Raw genomic sequence first — 18,283 nt, 5'->3', positions numbered from 1 at the left:
AAGACTTCCACTTTCACGGAGATCAGGTCCCCTCGGAACACGCGCAGATCGCGGCGCGTGTCGTGTGGGCACGGAGCTCCGCTGTCGCTCGCTGGTCCGGGACCACCCGCCCATCGGCGCAGCCAGCGAAGGCGACAGCTCCCCACGGGTGGGCATCGACGTGACGAGGCCCGGCCAGGTGGGCCTCCAGCCCATGCCCGCGTGACACCGGGACGCGCCGCGGACGCCGCCAGGCCGCCGCGCGGCAGCCGGCGGGCGTCGCCCTGCGTCGGCCCGAGGCCGATCCGTCGCGCCCGGAACCCGCTTCTCGATTAGACTCGCCGTCGATGGCCGACCTAGCCAGGCAAGCCGCCCCGGACCAGGCACGGCAGCAGGTACCCCCGGAGAGGCCCACCCGACGCTGTCCCGTGTGCGGCGTCCGGTACCCGCTCGACTTCCTCGTCTGCCCCATCGACGCGACGGCCCTGGAGCTCCAGGGCGTGACCGCGACCGACCCGATGGTCGGCGAGCTGCTCGCGGGGAGCTTCTGCATCACCGGCGTGATCGGCGCCGGCGGCATGGGCCGCGTCTACGTCGCCGAGCACATCCGCCTGCCGAAGCGCTTCGCCGTCAAGGTGCCGCACGAGCACTTCGCCAGCCACCGGGAGGCGATGGCGCGCTTCGAGCGCGAGGCGCAGACGATCGCGCGCGTGGGCAACGAGCACGTGATCGACGTCGTCGACATCGTCCGCCTCAAGGACGGGCGCCCGTGCATGGTGACCGAGCTGCTCAAGGGCGAGGACCTCGGCGGCCTCCTCGACCAGGTCGGCAAGCTGCCGCTCCCCACCGCCATCACGATCTCGCGCCAGGTCTGCCGCGGCCTGGCCGCGGCCCACGCGACCGGCGTCGTCCACCGCGACCTCAAGCCGTCGAACCTGTTCCTCGTCCGGCGCGAAGGGGGCAGCGTCCACGTGAAGATCCTCGATTTCGGGGTCGCCAAGGTGCTCGACGGCGCCGACCTCACGCGCACCGGCTCGGTGGTCGGCACGCCCCAGTACATGGCGCCGGAGCAGGCGCGCGGCTCGGCCGACGTCGACTCGCGCGCGGACATCTACGCGGTCGGCGCCGTGCTGTACCGCATGCTGACCGGCGAGCGGCCCTTCCCCGAGGAGGAGCCGACGCGGACCATGCTCCGCCTGCTCACCGAAGATCCTCGGCGCCCGCGCGACATCGACAAGACCATCCCCGAGGGGCTCGAGGCGCTGATCCAGCGCGCCATGGCCCGGGCGCGCGAGGACCGGCCGCCGTCCGCCCAGGAGCTCGATCGCCTGCTCGCGGACTTCGATCTGCAGGATCCGCTCGCGCCTTCCCGCGCGCTCGGCGTGGGCGTCGCGGTGACCGACGGCGCCCCGAACGACGAGCGGGCCACGGTCGTCATCCCGAACGCCCAGGGCCAGAGCGCGGACGACGTGACGCGCAAGGCGCGGCGCGCTCGCCCCGTCGCGTCGCTGCTGTCCATCGCCGTGAGCCTCGCCGCGGGCGCGGCCGTCTTCACCAGCGCCGCGATGGTCCTCCGCAGGGTCTACGGCATCACCGAGCGGCGGGCGCTCAGCCAGAGCGAGGTCCTCCTCGCCGCGGGCGCCGCGGGAGCGCTGGCCTTCATCGCCTTCGTCGCCACCCTCCGGGTCCTCGTCGGCCGCTGGCGGAGCGCGCCGGCCATGGAGCGCCTCGGCCACGGCCTCCTGGGCGCGCTCGTGTGGCTGTTCGTCTCGTGCGGCGTCCTCGCGCTCGGCGCCGCCGCGTACAACGCGTTCGCGCTGCCGATCCCCACCCTGGGCCTCGACCCGGCCGAGTGGCTCGGCTGGGTCGACGTCGGCGTGATCGCCGTGCCGACCCTGATCGCGCTCGTCGCGCTCACCGTGGCGCTGCGGCGCGTGACCCGCGTGTCGTAGCGGCGCGGGCGGGCCAGCAAATTCTGCTCATCCGGCGAGCCCGTCACCATTCTCTCATGCATTCGATAGCTTGTAAATAGGTGGCTCTCTCGGCCAGATCCGCGTGCCCGCGAAGCACCCCACGAGGAGGCGAGATCATGTCCGCACGATTCAGGCCCGAGGTGTATGCCGTCGATTTCGGTACCTCCAACTCGCTGCTCTCGGCGGCCAGCGCGGAGGCGACCTGCCCGCCCATCCCGCTCGACGCCGCGGCGGCCGATCCGACCGTCCTCCGGAGCCTCTTGTTCTTCGGGCAGGAGCGGTTCTCCTGCGGCGCGGCGGCGATCAGCGACTTCGTCGCGAACGGCATGCAGGGCCGCTTCATCCGCTCGATCAAGAAATACCTCCCCGATCGCAGCTTCTCCGGCACGCAGATCGGGCACCGGGTCGTGACCATCGAGGACCTGATCGGCCGCTTCCTCCGCGAGATGCGCGAGCAGGCGAACCGCCACTTCGACGCCGACGTCGCGCGCGTCGTGCTGGGCAGGCCGGCGAAGTTCTCGGCCGAACCGGCCGACGATCGCCTCGCCGAGGAGCGCCTCGAGCGGGCGGCGCGCATCGCCGGCTTCCGCGAGGTCTCGTTCTGCCCCGAGCCGGTCGCCGCCGCGCACGACTTCCACCTGGAGCTCGACCGCGGGGCCGTCGTCCTCGTCGCCGATTTCGGCGGCGGGACGTCCGATTACACGATCGTCCGGATGCGGCCGGAGGGGTTCTCACCGTCCGACGTGCTGTCGCTCGGCGGCGTCTCGGTCGCGGGGGACGCGCTCGACGGCAGCCTCATGCGCCACAAGATCGCCCGCCACTTCGGCGCGGAGGTCACCTACCGCGTCCCGCTCGGCTCGAACCAGCTGACCATGCCGCGATCCATCGCCGAGAAGCTCTGCTCACCGGCCGACATGACGGTGCTCCAGCACCGCGACGTCCTCACCTTCCTCCGCGACGTGAAGGCGTGGTCCCTCGGGCCGGAGGATCGGCAGCGCATGGACCACCTGCTCTGCCTCGTGGAGGACTCGCTGGCATTCCGGCTCTTCGAGGAGATCGAGCGCAGCAAGTGCGCGCTGTCCGGCGAGGCGGCCACGGAGTTCCGCTTCGATTACCCGTCGATGCACATCCGCGAGCGCATCGCCCGGGAGGAGTTCGAGGCCGGGAGCGAGCGGCAGATCGACGCCATCCTCGGCGCGCTCGACCGGACGGTGGCGGACGCGGGCCTGTCGTTCGACGGCATCGACGTCGTGTGCTGCACGGGCGGGACCGCCAGGGTGCCGGCGCTCCGGCGCGGCATCGAGCGGCGCTTCGGCGAGGGCAAGGTGAGGCAGCTGCGGAGCTTCCACTCCGTCGTCCAGGGGCTGGCCGAGCGCGCGCGCAGCATCGCCGCCGCGTCCTGCTGAGCGGGCGCCGGCCTTGCCGGTCGGCGCGGAAACGTCCGCGGGCGGCGCGGCCTCGCCGGTCGGCGCGGGCCCGCCGTCGAGCCAGCGGGGATCGCCCTCGACGACCCACGGGTACGCCTCGTGGAGCGCGCGTTCCATCAGACCGCCATAGCTGTGGCCGGCGCCCACGGCGTGGACGACGCGCGTCGTGACGCCGCCGCGCTCGAGCACCTCCCGCGTCCTGCGCGCCTGCGCCGCGCAGTCGGCCCGCCCGCACGCGAGCAGCACCCGCGCCCCGCCGCCGCCGCGAAAGCGCCGGGCGGCGCCGGGCGTCCACTCGTCGAAGCTGCCGTATCCACCCTCGATCAGCGCCGCCCGCGCGAAGCGGGCGGGATGCCCGGGCAGGAGCAGCGCGCCCATGATCGCCCCCTGCGAGTACCCCGCATAGATCGGGTCGCGGAGATCCACCCGATCCCCGAAGCGCGCCGACAGCGCCGAGACCGCCGCGGCGACCTCGCGGCTCAGCGCGTGATGGTCCGGGTAGTAGAAGATCCGCCCGGCGTCCGGCGCCCGGACGTCGATCGGCTTGCCGCGCGGGCAGAGCACGAACCCGGCCCCCCTCACGATCCCGCGCCAGATGTCGCAGTGCCATTCGGGCCGATCGCCCGCGCCATGCGCGACCACGAGCAGAGGCCGCGGCCCCTTGCCTCGCGGCGTCACGACCACCGCGGGGCCGAAGTCCGGGACCTCGAGCGCGATGAGCTCGGGCTCGTCCGCGGACGGCGGAGGCGCTGGCGCAGGCCGAGGTGCGCTCTCCAACCCGCGCCCGCGCTCCTGCCGGGCGGCGGGCGGATCGCTGCGGCCGACACGGCCGAGCGGCGCGGCGAGCGGCGCTCGCGCGCACCCCTCGGCGCCGACCGCGAGCGCGATCCCGAGGAGGAGCGCCCGCCGGGGGCCCGGGGCGGTCAGCGCGTGTCGACGTGCCGCACCTGCCGCGCGCATCGCGCGTGGCTCACGGTTCGCGCGTGTCCTACGGGCCGCACGTGTTGCGCTCATCGCACACCGGAGGGTGAACACCCTCAGCACGGGAATCAAGAACCGGAGAACACGCCACTCCCGGAGACCCTCGAGCGCCCGGGAGATCGCGGCGGCTCTCCGCAGATCGACGCCGGGCTCGGCCGTCCGCTCGCCGGCGCCATGCGAGCTCGACGGGGACCGCGTCGGGCGTGACGTCAGGCGGCGACGAGGACGATACGGCTCACCTCGGGCGGCGCTCCGACGCGGGCGGGCGGCCCGGCGGTGCCGAAGCCGCGGTTGATGTAGAGATGCGAACCGCCACGCTGGTAGAGCCCGGCGACGTAGCCGTGGGGGAGCACCAGATCGGCGGGCCGCACGAGGAGGTTGATCTGGCCTCCGTGGGTGTGGCCGCTGAGCTGCAGGGCGACCTCTCCGGCTGCGTCCGGGAAGAACACGGGGTTGTGGCAGAGCAGCACGCGCGGCAGATCGCGGGGCACGTCCGCGATCGCGCGGCCGAGGTCCGGACCGCCGCCGGGGACTCGCCCTCGCGCCCACACATCGTCGACGCCGAGCAGCGCGAAGGCGCCGCCGGGCCCGCCCACGACGCACCCGCGGTTGCTCAGCACCCGGGCGCCGCCGCGCTCCAGCGCGCCCAGCGCCGCGTCGATGCCGGCGAAGTGGTCGTGGTTGCCCGGGATCGCCGCGACGCCATGCCGGGCGAGCGGGCCGAGCCTCCGCGTGAGGCGCCCGAGGTGCTCGGCGTACCTCGGATCGAAATCGACGAGATCACCCGTCATCACGACGAGATCGCCGCGGGCCTCGCGCACGAGATCCTCGGCGGCGCGCATCTCCGGCTCGCCGACGAACAGCCCGAGGTGGATGTCGGACAGCTGCACGATGGCGAACCCGTCCAGGCTCCGCGGCAGGCCCGGTATCGGGATGGCGACCTCTTCAATTGTGTAGTCGTGTCGCCCGAGCAGCGCGCCATACACAGCGCTGCCGCCGCCGATGAGGAAGGCGGAGCCAGCGGCTCCGGTCGCGAGGAAGTCGCGGCGGGCGAGCGTCGGCGGCTCGACCGGCGGCGGGAGCGGCAGGGCCGCGGGGCCGCCGTCCTCCTGCGCCCCTCGCTCCGCGGGGTGGGGCGCCGCGTCGGCAGGGCGGCTGGTCCCGCCTTCCGCGCGTGCGGCCCCCGTCGCGCGCCGGAGCGCGGCGCCCCCGAGCCGCGCGATCAGCCGACCGAGGTCCACGACGGCGAGCAGGACCGCGGAGATCAGGACGCCGAGCGAGAGCGTGCTGCCGGCGAGCCCCATCCCGCGGAGCACCCCGTCGGGCAGCGCGCCGCGCCCGAGCCGCGCGGCCGTCATGCCGACGATCCCGGCCGCCAGCAGGCACGCGAGCGCGCGCCGGGCACGCACACCCAGGTCGAGCAGCCTGGACGCGCGCCCATGCACGTACAGGCCGAGGACGCTGAGGACAACGACGATGATCAGCCAGAACGCGGCGAAACGCATGGGAAGCTCTGCGGGAAAGGGGGACGGAAGCCTAACCGATCGGCGGCGGTCGGCCAGAAAGCGCCCCGTGACGGCCCGATGACGGCAACGCGCCGCGACGGATGCCGCGACACGCGGACGTGGCGCGCGATCTCCCTCGCTGTCACGTCATGAGCGCCCGGCTGGAAGGCTGGCAAGAAGGCTCGCACGCGCGGGCGAGCGGCGCACTCCGCCCCTCGACATCGGACGCTCCATGGCGCCGTGCGTCGCCTCCTCGCATGACGCCAGGCGCAGCGCTCCGAGCAGCCCTGGTGTGTGTTATCGCTCTGAGAGGCGGAGTTTGTCGCTGCTGACAACGTAGGAAATAGAACTGAAACCCTTCTATGCGTCTGCCGTGTCACATCCAGGCCCAGCCATGCTCGCAACTGCGGAGTCGCCGTGATTGCGCGTTGCGTTGGAGGGACGGCGTTCTCTCTCGTCGCCGGCGCGTTCTCCCCTTGCAGAACCGCCGCAACTTCTCGTGGCTGGACGCGCGGTTGACGCAAGCGTGACGCGCGTCGAAAGGTGTCGCCTGTTCCAACATGCGCGTAAAAATACCTACATGGCGTACTACGACGCATGCCCGTTGGGGTGGGACAGCCGTCGTTTGTCCTTGCCCGAGAGAGGCCTTTGGTCTAAATTCGGCCCGCTATTTGACGCGTTGAATTGGCCTGGTTTCTTCATTGAAGTGATGAGAGGCTTAATATGCTGAGAAGGACTACGCATCAGCTGGGGTTGGCAACGTCGGTTGCGGTCATCCTCGCGCTCGCGGCGTGCGGGGACGGCGGGGGTGGTGACACGACGGCGGGGGGCACGGGCGGCAACACCAGCAGCGGCGGCACGGGCGCGGGCACCCCGACGAGCAGCGGCGTGGGCGCGGGCACCCCGACGAGCAGCGGCGTGGGCGCGGGCACCCCGACGAGCACCGGCGCCGTCGACCCGACGACCACCAGCGGCGCGGGCACCCCGACGAGCACCGGCGCCGTCGACCCGACGGCCACCTCGGCCGTGTCGGGCGGCAACTGCTCCCCTGCGGTCGACATCACGGCGCCGAACGGCAACCCGTTCGCGAACACGACGCTGTTCGTGGACCCCGGTTACATCGCCAAGGTCGACTCGTCGATCGCGAAGGAGACGGATACGGCCCTGAAGGCGAAGATGGAGAAGGTCAAGCAGATCTCCACCGCGTTCTGGCTCGACAGGATCGCGGCGGTCGACGGTCTCGCGGCCCACCTCGACGCGGCGCTCAAGCTCCAGAACGAGACCTGCAAGCCGGTCACGTCGGTCATCGTCGTGTACGACCTGCCGAACCGCGACTGCTTCGCCGAGGCGTCGAACGGCGAGCTCCGGGTCGAGAACGGCGGCGTCGAGCGGTACAGGAACGAGTTCATCGCCCCGATCAAGCAGATCTTCGCCGCTCACCCGGACCAGCGCATCGTCGCGATCATCGAGCCCGATTCGCTCCCCAACCTCGCGACGAACCTGGGCTCGAAGGACTGCACCCCGGAGACGGAGACGGCGTACCGGGAGAACGTCGCGCACGCGCTCAAGGAGCTCGATATGCCGCACGTGTACCAGTACATCGACGCGGCGCACTCGGGCTGGCTCGGCTGGCCGGACAACCAGAAGAAGGGCGCCAAGATCTTCGCTGACGTCATCAAGGCCGCCGGCAGCCCGAAGAGCATCCGCGGCTTTGCGACCAACGTCGCGAACTACACGCAGCTCAGCTACAGCTCGGAGAGCTACGATCAGCAGAGCAACCCCTGCTACGGCGAGTTCGACTACGTCGATGCCATGGCCTCGGCGCTCTCGGCCGAGGGCCTCGGCGACAAGCACTTCATCATCGACACCAGCCGCAACGGCGTCGGCAACATCCGGGCGGACTGGGGTTACTGGTGCAACAACATCGGCGCAGGCATGGGCCAGCGGCCCCAGGCCAACCCGGGCGGCGCGACGAACCTCGACGCCTTCTACTGGGTCAAGCCGCCGGGTGACTCCGACGGCACCGCCGACAAGAGCGCGGCGCGCTTCGACGCCTTCTGCGGTTACGAGGACGCAGATCAGCGGGCGCCGGAGGCGGGCGCCTGGTTCCACGAGTACTTCGTGGAGTGCGTGAAGAACGCCAACCCGCCGCTTTGACGGGCGGGTCGGCCTGCTTCAGGCTGTGACGAGCGCGCTCGGCTGAGCGCGCGGCCGGCGGCCGGGGCAGGCGAGGAGCGTGAGAAAAAGGGGTCTACCTTCCCGCGGACGACGCGGCCCGCTGGAGGGTAGACCCCTTGGAAAGACGCTCCTCGCCTGTCCTGGCCGCCGCGCCGCTTTCAGGGATCTCACCAGCGCAAAGGGCCCGCGGCCTCTGGCGGGCGCGCGCGCTCACCCTATGACCGCGCCGCGGCGCGCCGTGGCATGGTGATGCGCGGTGCACGACTCCATCACGCTCGAGCAGCTGCGCACGTTCATCGCGGTCGCCGACGAGGGCAGCTTCTCGGCCGCGGCAAGGAAGCTCCGGCGCGTCCAGTCGGCCGTGAGCCACGCGATGGCCAACCTGGAGAGCCAGCTCGGGATCGCCCTCTGGGACCGGTCGACGAGGATCCCGGCGCTCACGGAGCACGGCCGCGTCCTGCTCGGCGCCGCGCGGCGGGTGTGCGCCGACGCGGACGCCCTCAGCAGCGCGGCGCAGCGGCTCGCCGGTGGCCTCGACCCGCTCGTCTCGCTGTGCGTCGACGCCATTTTTCCGCTGTCCGCGCTCGTCGATCTCTGCGTCGAGTTCGCGCGCGTCTACCCCACCGTGGAGCTCGTCGTCCACACCGAGACCATGGCCGCCGTCGCCGATCGCGTCCTCGACGGGACATGCCAGCTCGGCGTCGTGGGGCCGACGGCGACGGCCCAGGGGCTCGAGCGCCAGCACCTCACCTCGGTGCGCATGGTGCCTGTCGTCGGCAGGACACACCCGCTCGCCGCCGCCGATCCGCGAGGCGCGCGCGTCGCGACCGAGCAGCTGCGAGAGCACGTGCAGATCGTGCTGAGCGAGCGCGGCGGAGCGCGCTCGCCGGAGCAGGCCGTCCTGTCCCCCCGCACCTGGCGCGTCGTGGATCTCCAGACCAAGCGAGAGCTCCTGTGCGCGGGGCTCGGCTGGGGGAACCTGCCAGAGCACATGATCCGCGACGACCTCAACGCCGGGCGCCTGGTCCGGATCTGGCCGGCGGCGTGGGGGGACGACGAGCACGTCCTGCCGCTCGCCGTGGTCCACAGGCCAGGCCTCGTGCAGGGGCCCGCGGGGCAGTGGGTGCTGAAGCGCCTCGTCGAGCTCTGCCGTCAGCACGTGGGGGGCCCGGAAGCGCCGCGGTGACCTGACGTCGAGCGGGGTCGAGCAGGGAGGAGCGGCGAGCGCGCGCCCATCCACGCTCGCGCTCGCACCGGGCTCCCGGAGCCGGCGCCGCTGTCAGAGCGAGAGCCGCGACAGCAGATCGTTCACGCGGAGCGCGGCCGCGACGCTCCCGGCGTCGTGCGCGAAGTCCATGGCCGCGAACAGGTGGGTCTGCTCGAGGTCGAGCCGCTCCGGAGAGCGCTCGAGGAGCGCCATGTAGTGCTCGAAGAAGCGACGCTGATCCATCTGCGTGCGCTTCAGCACGGCGTGGCGCACCGTCGCGTGCAGCGCGAAGCGGCCCGCGAACGGCTCCTGCACCAGCCGGAAGCGGCGCAGCGAGGCCAGCGCGTCGCCGGCGCGCCGCCCGGCCCGCGCGAGCTCGGCGAGGGAGCCCTCGTCGATGTGGTCGCCGTTCGAGTGCGCCAGCACCGCGAGCATCCGCCGCGCCGGCGGCGAGAGCCCGCGGAAAGCCCACGCGACGAGCAGGCCGACCTCGGGGAGGTCGTCCTCGTGATCGATGACCCGCACGCGGTCGACGCCGCCCGCCACGAGCCACCGGTGGAGCTCGGCGACGTCGGCCGCGCCGCTGCCGACGATCGCGTCGGCGAGCTCCAGGGAGACCGGGTTCCAGCGGAGCAGGCGGGTCAGCGGGGCGACCGCAGGGAAGGGGCTCCGCCCCGACGTCACGAGCGGCGCGATGACCGGAAAGATGGAGACGCCGGCGACGAGGCAGCGCCGCGCCGTGATGACCCAGGTCACCGCCTCGCCGCGGAGGTCGTCGAGCAGCTCGGCGACGGCGCGGTCGTGCTCGTGGTTGTCGAGCACGATCAGCATCTCCCCGAGCGCCCGCAGGCGGCTCCGCAGCGCAGGCAGCGACGGCGACGGCCCTGCCCCGAAGCGGAGCGACAGCATGCCGCGCAGCGTGCGCGCGTCCCATGTGCCGACCCGGAACCAGTGGATCCCGCCGGGGAGCTCGCGCGCGAGCTTGTGCCCGAGCGCGCACGCGAGCGTCGACTTGCCGCTGCCGCCGGTGCCGACGAGCGCGACGCGGGTCGGGCGTGACGCGCGAACCGTCGCCAGGAGCGTCGCGAGCTCGCGGCGACGGCCGCGCAGCGAGGGGGGGCGGGGAGGGAACACGAGCGGCGATGCGGTCATCCCCGCGTGAGCGTACCAAAAAGCGCGCGAGGCGCCGGCGCTCGGCGCGGCGGTCGCGGCGGTCGCGGCGGTTCACCCGGGCGGTCGCGGCGGTCGCGGCGGTTCACCCGGGCGGCTGCGGTTCGAGCATGATCTGCTCTATCGCGCGGGAGATCGGCTCCGGCGACATCGAGGTGAGGCGGAGCCGGAGGGGCTCCTGCCCCTCCCGGATCAGGAACAGCGCCGGCACGCCCCGGACCTGGAGAGCCGCCGCCTCGGCCCGCGCGGCCTCGAGCTGCTGCACGACCTCCGGGCTGTCGCGCTGCGCCATCGCCTGCTCTGCGTCCACGCCCGGCACCTCGGAGGCGACGCGCAACAGGAGCTCGTCCGTGATCGCCGGGCGCTCGCGCGCCTGGAGCCGGAAGAAGCGGTCGACGAAATCAAAGAGCCGATCCTGCATCCCGACCGCGGCAGCCATGCGCGCGGCCTGCACGGAACTCGGACCGAGGAACGCGAGATTCCGGAATACGAGCTTCACCTGCTTCGTCCTCACATGGCGTTCGAGGATCACCGGCAAGATCTCGATCCCGTAATCCCGGCAATGCGAGCAACGCAGATCCGAGAACTCGACAAGCGTGATCGGCGCGCTCGGCTCCCCGAGGATGATGCCGTCCTGGGGAATGCCGGAATAGAGGTCAATCCCGCCCGTGACCGCGCCGGTGGGCTCCTGCACCGGCGTCTCGCCGGCGTCGTGGCACGCCGAGATCCCGAGCAGGAGCGCGGCGAGCAGGGCGCCGCGCCGCGCCACCGAGCCAGAGCGTGAATTGCGTGAATGAGCGAGTGCGTATGGTTCGAACAGCTCAGGACTCATTCTCGAGCATGCGGCACGAATCGTACCTCGATGGGGCCGCGTGTGAGAGATGCTTTCACGAGGATCTCGGTAAACCGTGCTGGGTGAGGACCTCCAGGCGAGGAAGGACTCCTCTCCAGGGCGCCGCGCGGCGCGAGGAGCGACACCGGCAAGCGCCGAGACCGCCGGAAGGGGTCAGGACATGGAGGTCTTCTCTCGGCGTTCCTCCCGCCGCGGCGGTTCGCGCGGCGGCGCGCCCGGCGCGGGCCGGCGCGACGCCGCGCCGGGGCGCTTGCCTGCACCCCGTCCCATCCGCAATGCTGTTGCGGAACCTTCGTGTCCTCGGAATGCCCTCAGCTCAGCGCCGCCCTGGGCCGCGACCGTGAACGGGGCGGCGCCTTCGCCCCGCGCGGCGCCGCGAAGCGAGCGGGCGCGTCCCTCGATGGATCCGCGCCGTCCGCCGACGGCGTGGCGCGGCAGCTCCGCGAGCAGGCGCAGGGCGCGCTCGGCGAGGTCCTCCGCGGCTTTCAGGCGGCGGATCCGCAGGGCGGCGACGTCGCGTGCGCCGGCTCCGCCGAAGGGCGGCGGCGCCTCCGCGCCGGCCTCGTGTCCGCGTTGATGCGGCTCATCTTCCTCCTCTACGCCGAGGCGCGCGGCCTGCTCGCCGGCGTGGAAGGCGGCGGCGCGCCGCTCGCCCGGCTCTTCGAGGATCTCCAGGAAGAACGGCGACGGCAGGGAGACGACCTCGAGCGCCGCCACGGCGCGTGGGCGAGGATCGCGGCGCTCTTCCGCGCGCTCCGCGATCGCGGCCCCGGGGGCGCGCGCGGCGGCCTCTGCGATCCGGACGCCCATCCCTTCCTGGAGGGGAGACCGTGGCTCAGCGACGGCGCGCTCCACAGGGTGCTCTCGGCGCTCCTCGTGCATGACGGCGTGCCGTTGCGCTACGGCGAGCTCGAGGTCGAGCACCTCGGCACGCTTTACGAGGGCCTCCTCGCCTTCGACCTCGAGATCGCCGAGGGCGAGTCGATGGCGCTCTTGCCGTCGCACGTCGTCGTGGATCTGGAGGCGCTCCTCGCCCTCCCCGGCCGTGACCGGCTCGCGCGGCTCGAGGAGGTGGCGGACCTGAAGCTCGGCGCGCGGCCTGCCGCGCGCGTCGCCGCGGCCGGCAGCGTGGCCGAGCTGTCGCAGGCGCTCGCGCGCCGCGCGTCCCCGCGGCAGCCAGACCGGATCGCGCGGGGCGCGCTCTACCTCCAGCCGGGGCAGCTCCGGCGGCGCGCGGGCTCGTACTACACGCCGCGGGAGATCACGTCGCATGTCGTCGAGCGCACGCTGTCGCCGCTGCTCGACAGGGACGGCCGGCCGGCGGCGCCCGCGGATGCCCTCGCGCTCGCCGTGTGTGATCCCGCGATGGGGTCCGGCGCGTTCCTGGTGGAGGCATGCCGCCAGCTCGCCGCGCGCCTCGTCGATGTATGGCAGCGCGCCGGCGCGGCGCCGCCCCTCGCCCCCGGCGAGCCGCCGCTCCCTCGCGCCATGGCGCTCGTGGCGGAGCGCTGTCTTCACGGCGTCGACCTCGACCCGCTCGCGGTCGACCTCGCCAGGCTATCGCTGTGGCTCGTCGTGCAGGACGCGCGCCTCCCGCTGAGCTTCCTCGACGGCAAGCTCCGCTGCGGCGATAGCCTCATCGGCGCCGAGCGCGCGGAGGTCGGACGCTTCCCGTCCGCCGCGCGGCTGCCGGGCGGCCCCGGGGAGCGGCAAACGCGGCGGGCCCTGCTGCGGCAGGCTCCTGCGCCCGCGCGGCCGGAGGGCGCGCCGCCGGAGGGCGCCGACGGAGCGCCCCGCGACGGGCCCGAGGGCGCCGAGGGAGCGGATCAGGCGGCGCTCGACGCCTGGATGGCCCTGTGGTTCTGGCCGCCGGCGGGCGAGCTCGCGGCCCTGGCGCCGGCGCCAGCCACGTTCGCGCGCTACATGGCCGCCGCGCGCGAGCCGGCCGATCCGCGGGCGGCGCTGTCGCGGCGTATCGCCGAGGAGCGCCGGTTCCTGCACTGGGAGCTCGCGTTCCCCGGCGTCTTCGATCGCCCCGAGCCGGGCTTCGACGCCGTGATCGGCAATCCGCCCTGGGTCGCCTACGTCGGCCGCGCGGCGCAGCCGATCGCGCCCGAGGTCTTCCACCTCCACCTCCGGAGGAACCCGGCGTTCCACGGCTACCGCTCGCTGCACGGCCTGTTCGTGCACCGGGCCGCGTCGCTGCTGCGGCCGGGCGGGCGGCTCGGCCTCGTCATCCCGACGTCGGTGTCGGATCTCGATGGATACGGCCCGACGCGCCGCGCGCACGACGCGCTCTGCGCCGTGGACTCCGATCTTCCGAGCTTCGGCAGCGACGCCTTCGACGGCGTGTTCCAGCCGTGCATGGGCCTCCTCTCGACCCGCCTCGCCCCCGCCGCCCCGCGGGCGGCGGAGGCCGCCTCGTGGCCGCTCGCGCGTTCGGATCTCGACGTCGTGTCCCGCCGGCTCCTCGAGCGGCTCGGCGCGCTGCCCCCGCTGCCGGCGGCCCTGTTCGGCGAGCGCGGGTTTCAGACGACGGCCGAGGACGCCGAGCGCATCCGGCGCGCGAACGCCCCGGAGCCGCCGTACACCTGCCCCATCCGGGAGGGCGCCGACGTGGGCGAGCTGATCGCGCGCGCGCCGCGCCACCACGTCGATCGCGCCGGCGTGAAGGGCCGCTTCCGGAAGGACGAGGACTGGAAGGCGGTGCGGCTCCTCATCCGCCAGACCGCCCGCTATCCGATCGCCGCGCTGAGCGACGGCCTCCCGTTCCGCAACTCGATCCTGGCCGGCTTCTCCGACGCCACCTGGAGCGAGTTCGCGCTGCTCTGTTACCTCAACTCCTCTCCCGTCCGCTGGTGGCATTACACGCGTCACCGGGACGCGCGTGAGGGCATGCCGCAGGTGAAGATTGCGCACCTGCGTGCGATCCCTGCGCCCCCGCCGGCGGGAGCCGCCCTGATCACGGCGCTCGACGCGCTCGGACGGGAGCTCGGCCCGGCGAACGCGGGCCTGCCGGCCGACGCCCGGCGCCACCTGGACGGGATGGTGGCGGACATGCTGGAGATGACCGAGGAGGAGCGGGGCTGTGTCGCGCGCTGGGCGGCGGCGACCCCCCTCCCGCGGCCGGACGGCTGAGCGGCGGCCGAGGCGCGCGGAGGAGCGCTCCCTCGTCGGTCCTCGTCGGTTCTCCTCAGTAACCGCCGTCGAAGCCGGGCGCGTCCTTCAGGTTGAACAGCACGCTGCGGAGATCGTCCAGATCGAACGGCTTCTCGAAGACGGCCGAGGCGCCCAGGCTGCGCGCGGTCGCGTGGAGGTGCGGGTGGCCGAACGCCGTGATCAGGATGACCGGCGGCCGCCGCCTCACCTCGGCGAGGCCCTCCAGGATCTCCATCCCTGAGAAGCAGGGCATCTGGATATCGCTGACGATCGCGTCGATCGGCTTCGGGGGCTCGTTCCCACCGAGGCAGGGCGCCACTTTGTCGAGCAGCTCGAGGCCGTTTCGCGCCTCGGACACCTCGAACCCGTCGCTGCGGAGCGCCATGGCGATCGTGGACCGGAAATCCTCGTCGTCTTCGGCCAGGACGATATGCTGACCTTTGCCGAACAAGCCGCAAGGCGGGACCAAGGGCTTATCGCCAATCCAGCTTTCCGTCAGGTTCATGGCAACTTCTCCTTCTTTGGGCCCGCCAACGCTGCGTCGTTGGACCGTCTACCGCGGTCCTCGGAGCTCAGCCCCGCAGGATTTGCAGCGCCCGTGCCATGCTGTCCTGTCTTGCGGTGGAGCGGTCTCGACGGGCTCGACCCCGCTCGTTGGCGGGGCGCTGTTCGAGGCGTAGGCGGCGCCGGCAGGGGCCCCCTTCGGGGCGGGTAGGGGCATTTTGCCGCGCGAGGGGCAGATCACGCCCATGCGGGGGTGTGGGGGTGCCCACGGGCGTCGAGGGACGTTCCGTCCCGAGAACGAGGCGGCCCCCTTGCTAGAGGTGAGGACAGCGACGGCGGGGGGGAGGGGGAGGCGGGGAGGGGCTGGGCCAGCTACGGCGGCTCTCCAGGCTGGTCGCTTGGAGCGGGCGCTGGCCCGGGGACGCTCGCGTCTACGTCTCAGCGGCCGCAGCCGCGGTGATGGTCGCGATCGTTGCGGTTGTCCTCGCAGTCGAGGTCGTCGCGGTGGGGGGCGCAGAGATAGCCGTTGTTGTACTTGTCGAGCATCTCGGACAGGGGCTTGCCGGTCACCCACGGCGCGTTCCTGCTGCAATTGTCCTTCACGTTGCTGCCGAGCGGGTACTTCTTGAGCCAGGCGTCGGCCTGGGCGATGGTGTCCTCGATGCAGCTCGACCGGTTGCCGATACCGACGTTGAGCTTGGCGACGATGAGGTGCTTCGCGATGATGTACGTGACGTCGCCCCGCGTCGGACGGCTGATGATGTCGAGGAGCTGGGACTTCGTATAGGTCTTGCCGCCGATGGTCAGCTTCGTGATCTTCCAGGCGCTCGGGTGGCTCTTCCAGTAGCCGGGGGAGCCGGTGCCGGGGGATGAGCACTTGCAGACGCCGCAGTCGGCCGCGCAGCTCGAGCAGTTCTCGACGCCCGCCTTGCAGACCCCATCGCCGCAGACCGGCGGGCAGGCGCCGCAGTCGGCCGCGCAGCTCGAGCAGGTCTCACCGGCCTCGCAGACGCCGCTGCCGCAGACCGGCGGGCAGACGCCGACGTCGCTCGGGCACTCGAGGCAGTTCTCGCCGGGCTCGATGACGTTGTTGCCGCAGACCGCGGGGCAAGCGCCGCAGTCGCCGGTGCAGTTCGAGCAGTCCTCGCCGTTCTCGCAGACGTTGTTGCCGCAGACCGCGGGGCAGGCGCCGCAATCGTCCGAGCAGGTGCCGCAGTCCTCGCCGGCCTCGCAGGTGCCGTTGCCGCAGACCGGCGGGCAGGTGCCGCAGTCGGCCGCGCAGGTGCTGCAGCTCTCGCTGGCGTCGCAGGTGCCGTCGCCGCAGGCGGGCGGGCAGACGTCGCAGTCGGCGCTGCAGCTCCCGCAGTCCTCGCCGCTCTCGCAGGTGCCGTTGCCGCAGACCGGCGGGCAGGTGCCGCAGTCGACGGCGCAGCTGGAACAGCTCTCGTCACCGCCGCAGACGCCGTTGCCGCAGGAGAGCTGGTAACCGAAGTCCGCGTCGAGCAGGTCCTGTGCCCAGCCGAGCGAGACCGCACCCACGTTGTCGAGCCCGCCGTCGGGGTCGGCCGTCGGCTCCTGTCCAGCGAGCGGACCACTCGTCATGAAGTTGTCGGACGTGACGACCACCGAGTAGGCGCCCGCCGGGAGCGTGTCGAAGAGGTAGAAGCCGGGCTGGCCGGTGTAGGGGCTCGTGCCGGTGATCGTGAAGTCGATCAGCTGGGCCCCCTGGAACAGCTCGACACGGACGCCATTGACGCCGAGCTCGCCGGTCTCCGGCTCGTAGAGCCCGTCGGCGTCGCTGTCGAGCCACACCGTGTCGCCGATCGACGAGTACGTCACGTAGCCGAAGTCGGCGTTGGCCACGTTCTCCCCCGCGTCGAGGGACACGCCGAGCGGCTCGTCGTCGCTGGTCAGGATATGGCCGAGCGGGAGCGTCGCGTCGTCGACGTCGACGACGTAACAGCCCGCCTCGAGCTCGGTGAAGCGGTAGACGCCGTTCGCGCCGGTCACCGCCGTCTGGAGCAGGGCGCCGTCGGCGACGCCGTCGCAGTTCGCGTCGCCGAAGAGGTCGACGACGACGCCGGAGATGCCGAGCTCCGAGGCGTCCTCGATGCCGTCCGCGTTGGCGTCGAACCACACCTTGTCGCCGATCGAGCCCTTCGGCGCCGTGTAACAGACCTCGAGGAGAGGCCGGTAAGACACATCGGTGTGGGCGCTGCCCTTGTACGACGTCTTCCCGCTGGCGCCCTCCTCGAGGAGGATCCCGTGGCTCGGCGCCGTCCCGTCCACCCAGTCCTGCACGATCCCGGTGAGATCGACCGAGCTCCACCCGGTGACGTTGGGCACGAACGAGGTGAACGCGGCGGGGTCCATGCCGCCGAAGTTGTTCCACGTGACGAGCTCCTCGCTCCAGGGGGCGAGCACCTGGTGGACGTACACGGTCTGCGCGGTGCTCGTGTACGTCTGGGCGTAGAACGTGGCCGACGTGACGAGAGAGCCGGCGGGGATGGGGCTGAGATCGAAGCGGAATAATGCGCGCTTCTCTCCGACCGAGCTGGAGTACCCGGTGTTGACCTCGAACGGGGTCGGGACGTGGTAGCTCGGGGCGAGGCTCCAGATCTCGGCGTTGTAGATGTCGCCGAGGACACCCCGCTTGATCACGGTGCAGGTGGGCGACGGAGCGGTGGTGTTGGCGAGGCTGGTGGCGGTGATGAACAGCGTGGCGAGCGCGACAGAAGATGCGATTGCGAACTGCTTCATTGGTAGCTCCTCGAGGTCCTCACGGGTGAACCATTGCTGGAGCGTCATCCGAATAGAAGGCACCATGACACACGGGTCAGGCGAGGTCGGTTTCGCGGGCTCCGGTCGGAATGAGCCCCCGCGGGCTGATCAGGATCGGATCAAGTACGCGGGTGCTTGTGCTTCGATCGGAGAGCGGATGCGCAAGGTAACAGTGTGTAAGTTAGCAACTCAGAGCTGGAGGTGTCCAGATCTTTTTGGCGATAGGTGCGAGAAAAGTGTCGAGTTGCACGGTGACAATTTTGGGTCGTGCGGTGACGCTTTTGGGCTGCTCACGGTCTGCTCGCGGTCCGCGAAGACGAGCGCAGTCTGGCGCATCGAGTTCGATGGCCAGAGCACTCGCCGGCTCGACGGTCGGCGCGCAGCTCGCGGTTCGCTTGGGGCGCGCTGGACGTTCGGCGGCGAGCGGCGACGCTCAGCGGCCCTCTCCGACCCTTCGCAGGGGTCGAGGGACGAGCAGGATCGGATCAGGTACGCGGGAGTGCCTGACGAGATTTGATGCAGAATGCGCACGGGACCATTTTTCAATGTAACGAATCTTTATTTTG

10 protein-coding genes are annotated in these 18,283 nt (G+C 72.1%); 5 read left to right on the top strand and 5 right to left on the bottom strand.

The genetic code is table 11. The features are described 5' to 3' along the window. Positions 1-407 precede the first annotated feature (407 nt). Positions 408-1,931, top strand: coding sequence for a serine/threonine-protein kinase (locus WMF39_RS43870; RefSeq protein ID WP_437742375.1), 1,524 nt, complete (start codon positions 408-410; stop codon positions 1,929-1,931). 137 nt (positions 1,932-2,068) lie between these two features. After that, positions 2,069-3,358 carry an Hsp70 family protein gene (locus WMF39_RS43865; RefSeq protein WP_437742374.1) on the top strand — a complete coding sequence of 430 codons (1,290 nt, stop codon included), beginning with the start codon at positions 2,069-2,071 and terminating at the stop codon, positions 3,356-3,358. Positions 3,359-4,569: 1,211 nt separating this feature from the next. Here WMF39_RS43865 and WMF39_RS43860 read toward each other — a convergent pair. Further along, on the bottom strand, positions 4,570-5,865 hold the full coding sequence (locus WMF39_RS43860; RefSeq protein ID WP_437742373.1) for a metallophosphoesterase: 1,296 nt from the start codon (positions 5,863-5,865) through the stop codon (positions 4,570-4,572). Positions 5,866-6,618: 753 nt separating this feature from the next. Between WMF39_RS43860 and WMF39_RS43855 the strand changes: the two genes are divergently transcribed. Together WMF39_RS43855 and WMF39_RS43850 are read left to right on the top strand one after the other, a co-directional pair. After that, complete coding sequence (locus WMF39_RS43855) at positions 6,619-8,022, top strand: glycoside hydrolase family 6 protein (RefSeq protein WP_437742372.1); 1,404 nt, start codon at positions 6,619-6,621, stop codon at positions 8,020-8,022. 277 nt (positions 8,023-8,299) lie between these two features. Further along, positions 8,300-9,229 (top strand): LysR family transcriptional regulator, encoded by a 930-nt coding sequence (locus WMF39_RS43850; protein WP_437742371.1) that lies wholly within the window; start codon positions 8,300-8,302, stop codon positions 9,227-9,229. A gap of 93 nt (positions 9,230-9,322) precedes the next feature. On the opposite strand, the gene WMF39_RS43845 is transcribed toward WMF39_RS43850, so the two are convergent. After that, positions 9,323-10,402 (bottom strand): hypothetical protein, encoded by a 1,080-nt coding sequence (locus tag WMF39_RS43845; protein ID WP_437742370.1) that lies wholly within the window; start codon positions 10,400-10,402, stop codon positions 9,323-9,325. Between the two features lie 103 nt (positions 10,403-10,505). Next, complete coding sequence (locus tag WMF39_RS43840; RefSeq protein WP_437742369.1) at positions 10,506-11,252, bottom strand: DsbA family protein; 747 nt, start codon at positions 11,250-11,252, stop codon at positions 10,506-10,508. Positions 11,253-11,567: 315 nt separating this feature from the next. On the opposite strand from WMF39_RS43840, the gene WMF39_RS43835 reads away from it, so the two are divergent. Next, complete coding sequence (locus WMF39_RS43835; RefSeq protein ID WP_437742368.1) at positions 11,568-14,411, top strand: Eco57I restriction-modification methylase domain-containing protein; 2,844 nt, start codon at positions 11,568-11,570, stop codon at positions 14,409-14,411. A 55-nt stretch (positions 14,412-14,466) separates the two neighbouring features. Here the strand turns inward: WMF39_RS43835 and WMF39_RS43830 are convergent, their stop codons facing one another. Together WMF39_RS43830 and WMF39_RS43825 are read right to left on the bottom strand one after the other, a co-directional pair. Continuing rightward, complete coding sequence (locus tag WMF39_RS43830; protein ID WP_437295895.1) at positions 14,467-14,937, bottom strand: response regulator; 471 nt, start codon at positions 14,935-14,937, stop codon at positions 14,467-14,469. A 437-nt stretch (positions 14,938-15,374) separates the two neighbouring features. Then, the gene (locus WMF39_RS43825) at positions 15,375-17,696 is read right to left on the bottom strand and encodes an SdrD B-like domain-containing protein (RefSeq protein ID WP_437742367.1); all 2,322 of its coding nucleotides are present in this window, start codon (positions 17,694-17,696) and stop codon (positions 15,375-15,377) included. Positions 17,697-18,283: the final 587 nt, after the last annotated feature.

Source organism: Sorangium sp. So ce1504 (genome assembly GCF_051521635.1).
In the GTDB taxonomy this organism is placed as follows: Bacteria; Myxococcota_A; Polyangia; order Polyangiales; family Polyangiaceae; genus Sorangium; species Sorangium cellulosum_B.
This window is presented reverse-complemented; position numbering and strand designations above follow the sequence as displayed.